This window comes from Mesorhizobium alhagi CCNWXJ12-2 (genome assembly GCF_000236565.1).
In the GTDB taxonomy this organism is placed as follows: domain Bacteria; phylum Pseudomonadota; class Alphaproteobacteria; order Rhizobiales; family Rhizobiaceae; genus Allomesorhizobium; species Allomesorhizobium alhagi.
The window spans coordinates 1-7,695 of the sequence record NZ_AHAM01000113.1; the positions used below are offsets into that span (position 1 = coordinate 1).

Consider the following 7,695-nt stretch of genomic DNA (forward strand, 5'->3'; position numbering starts at 1 on the left):
AGCCGCGGCTGGCCCTTCTTGCCCTCGAGGCTTTCGAGCAGCGCCGTCTCCTCGCCGCAGATGTAGGCGCCTGCGCCGTGATGGACGTAGATCTCGAAATCGTAGCCGTTCTTATTGTCCTTGCCGATCAGGCCTGCGTCGTAGGCCTCATCGATTGCTCGCTGCAGCGCCTCGCGCTCGCGGATGAACTCGCCGCGCACATAAATATAGGCTGCGACCGCGCCCATCGCGAAGCCTGCTATCAGGCAGCCTTCGACGAGCGTGTGCGGATCATGCCGCAAGATATCGCGATCCTTGCAGGTGCCGGGCTCGGATTCGTCTGCATTGACCACCAGATAGGACGGCCGCCCGTCGCTCTGCTTGGGCATGAACGACCATTTCAGCCCGGTCGGGAAGCCAGCGCCGCCGCGCCCTCGCAGGCCCGACGCCTTCATCTCGTTGACGATCCAGTCGCGGCCCTTGGCGATGATGCCGGCGGTACCGTCCCAATGGCCGCGCGCCATCGCGCCCTTCAGCGAGCGGTCGAACCGTCCGTAGATGTTGTTGAAGATGCGATCCTTGTCCTGAAGCATTTTGCGAACCCTCAGACCGGCTTCTTGCCGAAGACGCGGATGTATTCGGCCACGCCGCCCTTGGCCAGCGCCTTGGCCTGCTTGACCCAGTCGTCACGCTCGATGCGGCCTCTGAAATTCAGATAGCCGTCGACCCATTCGCGCTCGGCCTTCTTCCACGCGGCGATCTGGCCGAACGTATAGATGCCGAGCGAATGCAAGGTGGCTTCGATCTTGGGGCCAACGCCGGAAATCAGCTTGAGATCGTCAACCGCCGCCGGCTTTTCGATGCCCGCCGGCCGGTTCTTGTCGTCGAGCGATGGTTTCGACGTTCGTCCGCGAACCGGCGCTGCGTCGGCTTCCTTGCCCGCTGCGCCGATCGGCTCTCCGTGCAGCAATTCAGGCGACTTGAACGCCGCCGCAGGCTCCTCCTTGGCAATCGGAGGCTTCCGCTGCTTTGCTGCCTTTTCGACCGATTCGGCAGCCTTGTTGGCGGCTACCGGGTCCGGCCTTGGCCCTTTCGCACTGACCGCGACCTCGGCTTTCGGGCTCGTCTTGACCGGAGATGGTGATTTCACCGTATTGTTGGTTTCGGCTGCATAAGTCTTGGGCTTTGCCGCCTTCGACGGCGGAACCGATGCGCCCGCGGCTTTGGCTTCCTTCGCGCCGGCTTTGGCTTCCTGGTCGCGCGATGCTTTCAGCACCGCGCCCTCGTCTTTCAGCGTCGTCAGCCCGGAGATCGGCGCGGAATAGATCCGTCCGTTCTGCGGTCCAGGTGTCACCGAGGCACCCTTGCCCGCTTCGAACGCGTCGATGATCTCGCCGAGCCGTTCGGGCGTCAGATCCTCGAACGTATCCTTGAATATCATCACCATCGGCGCGTTTACGCAGGCGCCGAGGCATTCGACCTCTTCCCAGGAGAGTGTGCCGGCCTGATTGGTGTGGAACTGCTCGTGATGGATCTTCGAGCGGCACACCTCCATCAGCGCCTCCGAACCGCGCAGCATGCAGGGCGTCGTGCCGCAGACCTGCACATGCGCGCGGGTGCCGACCGGCTTAAGCTGGAACTGCGTGTAGAAGGTCGCGACTTCAAGCGCGCGGATATAGGGCATGTCGAGCATGTCGGCGACATGCTCGATGGCCGGCTTGGTGACCCAGCCTTCCTGCTCTTGGGCGATCATGAGCAGCGGAATTACCGCCGACTGCTCCCGGCCCTTCGGATATTTCTTGAGCCACTGCTTGACCGCCGCGGAATTCGCCTTGTTGAAGGCGAAGGCGGCTGGCTGAACGGCTGGCTCTGCGAGACGGCGGACGGACATTTATCGATCGACCTCACCAAACACAATGTCGATTGAGCCGAGAACGGCGGAGACGTCGGCCAGCATGTGGCCGCGGCAGAGGAAATCCATCGCCTGCAGATGCGCGAAGCCAGGTGCGCGCAATTTGCAGCGATAGGGCTTGTTGGTGCCGTCGGACACGAGATAGACGCCGAACTCGCCTTTCGGTGCCTCGACGGCTGCATAAACCTCGCCGGCCGGCACGCGGTAGCCTTCGGTATAGAGCTTGAAATGATGGATCAGCGCTTCCATCGACCGCTTCATGGCGGCGCGGTTGGGCGGTACGACCTTGCCGTCGAGGTTCGACACCGGCCCCGCGCCATCCTTGCTCAGCAGCAGGTTGACGCATTGCCGCATGATCTTGGCCGACTGACGCATCTCCTCCATGCGGATGAGATAGCGGTCGTAGCAGTCGCCGTTCTTGCCGACAGGAATGTCGAATTCCATTTCCGGATAGCATTCATAAGGCTGCGATTTGCGCAGATCCCAGGCAGCGCCCGAACCGCGCACCATCACCCCGGAAAAGCCCCAGGCCCAGGCATCGTCCAGCGACACCACGCCGATGTCGACATTGCGCTGCTTGAAAATGCGGTTCTCCGTCAGAAGCTCGTCAAGATTCGCCACCGTCTGCAGGAACGGGTCGATCCATTTGCCGATGTCTTCGACGAGCCTTTGCGGCAGATCCTGGTGCACGCCGCCCGGGCGGAAATAGGCCGCGTGCATGCGCGCACCGGAAGCCCGCTCGTAAAACACCATCAGCTTTTCGCGTTCCTCAAAACCCCAGAGCGGCGGCGTCAGCGCGCCGACGTCCATCGCCTGCGTGGTGACGTTGAGGAGGTGCGACAGGATGCGGCCGATCTCGGAATAGAGCACCCGGATGATCTGGCCGCGCCGCGGCACGTCGATGCCGAGCAGGCGCTCGACTGCCAGCGAAAACGCGTGTTCCTGGTTCATCGGCGCGACGTAGTCGAGCCGGTCGAAATAGGGGATCGCCTGCAGGTAGGTCTTCGCTTCGATCAGCTTTTCGGTGCCGCGGTGCAGCAGGCCGATATGCGGGTCGACGCGTTCGACGACCTCGCCATCCAGCTCCAGCACGAGACGCAAAACGCCATGTGCTGCCGGATGTTGCGGGCCGAAGTTGATGTTGAAGTTGCGGACAGAGGTTTCAGCCATGGGCGCGTTCACTGCTTCGCTTTTTCATCGCCGGGCAGAACGTAGTCCGTCCCCTCCCACGGCGATAAAAAGTCAAAGTTTCTAAACTCTTGTCTCAGTTCGACAGGCTCGTACACCACGCGCTTGACCTCGTCGTCGTAGCGAACCTGCACGAAGCCGGTCAGCGGGAAATCCTTGCGCAACGGATGACCCTCGAAACCGTAGTCGGTGAGGATGCGGCGCAAATCCGGATGTCCGGAGAACAGAATGCCGTAGAGATCGTAGGCTTCGCGCTCGAACCAGTCGGCGCCCGGAAACACTTCAGTGACCGAAGGCACCAGCGTGTCCTCGTCGGCCATCACCCTAACGCGGATACGCTGGTTCTGGCGCGGCGAGAGCAGATGATAGACAACATCGAAGCGCCTTGCGCGGGACGGATAGTCGACGCCGCAAATATCGATGATCGAGATGAACTGGCACTGCACGTCGCTGCGCAGAAAATTCAGCACCGCCACGATGTCCGCAGGCTCGACCGTGAGCGTGAGTTCGCCGTAAGCGACCACAGCATCGCCGATCTGGCCATCCAGCTTTTCGCGGATATAGGCCGCGAGGTCGTTGAGAGTTTCATCCATCTCTGCTCACCGCTCGATCGTGCCGGTGCGGCGGATCTTCTTCTGGAGCAGAAGGATGCCGTAGAGCAGCGCCTCGGCAGTAGGCGGACAGCCGGGGACATAGATGTCGACCGGCACGACGCGGTCGCAGCCGCGCACCACCGAATAGGAGTAGTGATAATAGCCGCCGCCATTGGCGCAGGAGCCCATCGAGATGACGTAACGCGGCTCCGGCATCTGGTCGTAGACCTTGCGCAGCGCAGGCGCCATCTTGTTGGTCAGCGTGCCGGCGACGATCATGACGTCCGACTGGCGCGGCGATGCGCGCGGCGCGATGCCGAAGCGCTCGGCGTCGTAGCGCGGCATCGAGATGTGCATCATCTCGACGGCGCAGCAGGCGAGGCCGAACGTCATCCACATCAGCGAGCCGGTGCGGGCCCAGGTGATCAGCGCTTCCGACGAGGTGACGAGAAATCCCTTATCGGACAGCTCATTGTTGAGGTCGCCGAAAAACGCATCGTCGGACCCGACCGGTTTTCCCGTATTTGGGTCGATAATGCCTTTCGGCCTGGGCGCCACCAGCGTGGAAGTATCGTTCAATTCCATTCCAGCGCCCCTTTCTTCCACTCATAGACAAAGCCGATGGTCAGCACGGCCAGGAACACCATCATCGACCAGAAGCCCAGCATGCCGATTTCGCCGAACGAGACAGCCCACGGAAACAGGAACGCGACTTCGAGATCGAAAATGATGAACAGGATGGAAACCAGGTAGAAGCGTACGTCGAACTTCATGCGCGCGTCGTCAAACGAGTTGAAGCCGCACTCATAGGCCGACAGCTTTTCCGGATCGGGGTTGCGGTAGGCCACCAGGAACGGCGCCGCGACCAGCGCCAGCGCCACGGCCAGGGCAACGCCGATGAATATGACGATAGGAAGGTATGAACCTAGAAGCGCGCTCATGCTCCGACTTTCCGTTCGCGGCCGACCGACCTGACTATAGCACTGAATCAAACCGCCAAACCGCGACAGATTGCCGACCTAGGCGGGCGCTGAGAACCATGCTGCAATGCGGCGAGCGTTAGCGCAGGCAATCCTGCGAAGCAAGCCAAACATTGGTGGGCATGCGGCGACTTTGTGCAGGAAAGCCGATCGATCGGCTCCCTGCCCTGCCCGGCTTTCACATAGTCACATCGTGGCAGGAGACAATGACGCCGCGTCGGGTTCGCGACTGAAACGAGTGGACGGGCGGCCGCGCAACCGCTCAAATGCCGGCCTTTCGCCTCGAGCCGGATCAGGGATATGAAGGAAACCATTTCGCGCGCCATGGCGCGGCGCATTGCGCTTGCCGCACAGGGCTTTGCAGACAAGCGGCCGGCAAGCGCCATTGGCCGGCGGCATCTCTCCAAGGTACTCGCCCGCACCGGCCTGCTGCAGATCGATTCCGTCAGCGTTGTGGTCCGGGCGCATTACATGCCGCTGTTTTCGCGACTCGGTTCGTATGATCGCGGCCTGCTCGACGGAGCGGCTTCCGGCAGGAAGCGGATGCTGTTTGAATATTGGGCGCATGAAGCGTCTCTCCTGCCGGTCGAAACCTGGCCGCTGATGCGCTGGCGCATGGACCGCGCGGCCAACAACGAAGGCATATACGGCCGCCTCGCCCAATTCGGCCGCGAGCGCGCGGACCTTATCGAAGAAACCTACCGAAAGGTGGCTGCCGACGGCCCGGTAGCCGCATCCGACATCGACGGTGCGAAGGGCTCCGGCGGCTGGTGGGGCTGGAGCGACGAGAAGCACGCCTTCGAGTGGCTGTTCTGGGCCGGCCGCATCACCACCGCCTCGCGCCGCGGCTTCGAGCGACTCTACGATCTGCCTGAACGCGTCATCCCCGGGGCGATATTCGAGAGCCCGGCCCCCGAACCCGCCGACGCGCACCGCGAATTGCTACGCATTTCGGCCCGGGCGCTGGGCATCGCCACGATCGGCGACCTGCGCGACTATTTCAGGCTCTCGCCCGCCGACGTGAAGGACCGCGTCCCGGAACTGGTCGAATCAGGCGAGTTGCTGCCGGTCAGCGTCAAAGGTTGGAAGCAGCAGGCTTATCTTCATAAGGACGCCCGCGTCCCCAGGAAAGTTTCCGCACGCGCTTTGCTTGCGCCGTTCGACCCGCTGGTGTTCGAGCGCTCGCGCGCCGAACGGCTGTTCGATTTCCACTACCGCATCGAAATCTACACGCCCGCCGAAAAGCGCCGGTTCGGCTACTACGTCCTGCCGTTCCTGCTTGGCGACACGATCGTCGCCCGCGTCGACCTCAAGGCGGACCGGCCGGCCGGCGTGTTCCGCGTGCTTGCCGCCTATGCCGAGCCCGGCGCGCCGCCGCACACCGCCGCCGAACTCGCCGAGGAGCTGCGCCTGATGATGAACTGGCTTAAGCTCGCGCGCATCGAGATTGTGCCTGCGGGCGACCTCGGGCCGGCGCTCGGCGACATTTTCATGTCGTAACGCCGCGTTGACAGCACCAAGCCCGGACGCCTAAATTCCCGGCCAGACGGTCCTCCTCCCGCAAAGGGGGAGGCTAAGAGGGAATGCGGTGCGGCTTTCCGGCCAACTCCGCAGCTGTCCCCGCAACTGTAAGCGAAGAGCCGAAGGCCGAAAACCACTGGGGATATCCCGGGAAGGCGGCCAAGGCGACGACTCGCGAGCCAGGAGACCTGCCGTCTGACGAAAATATCCGACCGCCTGGCGGGTGTCCCGGGCAAGGAGCATGATGACTTGAAGGTCGACGGCATTTTTCCGCAGCAGGTCGGGGACGCAGGCGATGACGGCCATGCCGGCATCACGGTGGTCGTCTGCTCGTCCTGCCGCGACGAGACTGGCTCCGACGCCCGTCCCCGCGCCGGCGAAATTTTGGGCGACGCGACGCGCATCGCGGCAGAAGACACCGGTATCAGCGTTAAACAGATAGAATGCCTCGGCAATTGCAAGCGGCGTCTCTCCGCCGCCATTCTGCGCGACGGCTCGTGGAGCTATGTCTTCGGCGACCTGACGCCGGAAAGCGGCCCGGACCTGATCACCGGCGCAAAACTCTTCGCCACCTCGACCGACGGCATACTGCCCTGGCGCGGCCGTCCCGACAGTCTCAAGCGCGGCCTCGTCGCGCGCATTCCTCCCCTCGACCTCCTGAAGGAAAATTCATGACCGCTTCCGCAGCCCGCGTCCCCTGCACCGTCGTCACCGGCTTCCTCGGCGCCGGCAAGACCACGCTGATCCGCCACATCCTCGAAAACGCCAACGGCCGACGGCTGGCCATCATCGTCAACGAATTCGGCGACATCGGCATCGACGGCGAGATTCTGAAAGGCTGTGGCATCGAAGCCTGCCCGGAGGAAAACATCGTCGAGCTGGCCAATGGCTGCCTCTGCTGCACCGTCGCGGACGATTTCGTGCCGGCGCTCGACCAGATCCTGGCGCTGGAGCCGAAAGTCGACCACATCATCATCGAGACTTCCGGTCTCGCTCTGCCCAAGCCGCTGGTCCAGGCGTTCCAGTGGCCGTCGGTGAAGAGCCGCGTCACCGTCGACGGCGTCGTCGCCGTGGTCGACGGCCCGGCGCTTGCCGCCGGCAAGGTCGCCTCCGATCTCGACGCGCTGCAGGCGCAGCGCGTAAGCGACGATTCCCTCGACCATGACGATCCGGTCGAGGAGGTGTTCGAGGACCAGATCGCCTGCGCCGATCTCGTCATCCTTTCAAAAAGCGACCTGCTCGACGACTTGGGCAGCGCCCGCGCTCACGCCGTGATTGGCGAGCATCTGGCGCGCTCGGTCAAGATCGTGCCAACCTCACAAGGCAAAGTCGACCCCACCGTCCTTCTTGGCATGGGGCTCGCCGTCGAGGACGACATCGAAAACCGCAAGACCAATCATGACGGCGAACTCGACCATGAGCACGACGACTTCGACAGCTTCATCGTCGAGCTGCCGGCAGTCTCGAACCCCGACGACCTCGCCAAGCGTGTCGCCGCCGCGGCCGATGAGGAGAATGTGCT

Annotated in this window: 8 protein-coding genes, 1 pseudogene and 1 riboswitch; of the genes and pseudogenes, 3 read left to right on the plus strand and 6 right to left on the minus strand. The window is 63.1% G+C overall.

Annotation, left to right across the window (positions count from 1 at the left end; genetic code table 11):
- From MAXJ12_RS13475 to MAXJ12_RS13500, 6 genes and pseudogenes are all read right to left on the minus strand, one after another.
- Positions 1-572 (minus strand): annotated as a pseudogene (locus MAXJ12_RS13475) (NADH-quinone oxidoreductase subunit F); the annotation flags it as partial.
- An 11-nt stretch (positions 573-583) separates the two neighbouring features.
- Positions 584-1,870 (minus strand): NADH-quinone oxidoreductase subunit E, encoded by a 1,287-nt coding sequence (locus MAXJ12_RS13480; protein ID WP_008836444.1) that lies wholly within the window; start codon positions 1,868-1,870, stop codon positions 584-586.
- Positions 1,871-3,061 carry an NADH-quinone oxidoreductase subunit D gene (locus MAXJ12_RS13485; RefSeq protein WP_008836445.1) on the minus strand — a complete coding sequence of 397 codons (1,191 nt, stop codon included), beginning with the start codon at positions 3,059-3,061 and terminating at the stop codon, positions 1,871-1,873.
- Between the two features lie 8 nt (positions 3,062-3,069).
- Positions 3,070-3,672 carry an NADH-quinone oxidoreductase subunit C gene (locus MAXJ12_RS13490; protein WP_008836446.1) on the minus strand — a complete coding sequence of 201 codons (603 nt, stop codon included), beginning with the start codon at positions 3,670-3,672 and terminating at the stop codon, positions 3,070-3,072.
- A gap of 6 nt (positions 3,673-3,678) precedes the next feature.
- A complete protein-coding gene (locus tag MAXJ12_RS13495; protein ID WP_008836447.1) occupies positions 3,679-4,257 on the minus strand; it encodes a NuoB/complex I 20 kDa subunit family protein in 579 nt (192 codons plus the stop codon).
- Positions 4,248-4,613: an NADH-quinone oxidoreductase subunit A gene (locus MAXJ12_RS13500; RefSeq protein ID WP_008836448.1), complete on the minus strand. Its 366-nt coding sequence runs from the start codon at positions 4,611-4,613 to the stop codon at positions 4,248-4,250. The genes MAXJ12_RS13495 and MAXJ12_RS13500 overlap by 10 nt, the downstream gene beginning before the upstream one ends.
- Before the next feature lie 339 nt (positions 4,614-4,952).
- Between MAXJ12_RS13500 and MAXJ12_RS13505 the strand changes: the two genes are divergently transcribed.
- The 3 genes from MAXJ12_RS13505 to cobW form a co-directional block, all read left to right on the plus strand.
- Positions 4,953-6,152 (plus strand): winged helix-turn-helix domain-containing protein, encoded by a 1,200-nt coding sequence (locus tag MAXJ12_RS13505; protein WP_008836449.1) that lies wholly within the window; start codon positions 4,953-4,955, stop codon positions 6,150-6,152.
- 30 nt (positions 6,153-6,182) lie between these two features.
- Positions 6,183-6,383: riboswitch (cobalamin riboswitch) on the plus strand.
- A 39-nt stretch (positions 6,384-6,422) separates the two neighbouring features.
- A complete protein-coding gene (locus MAXJ12_RS13510; protein ID WP_008836450.1) occupies positions 6,423-6,848 on the plus strand; it encodes a DUF1636 family protein in 426 nt (141 codons plus the stop codon).
- The coding region (gene cobW, locus MAXJ12_RS13515) for a cobalamin biosynthesis protein CobW (protein WP_008836451.1) at positions 6,845-7,695 on the plus strand (851 nt) is incomplete at its 3' end. The genes MAXJ12_RS13510 and cobW, both read left to right, overlap by 4 nt.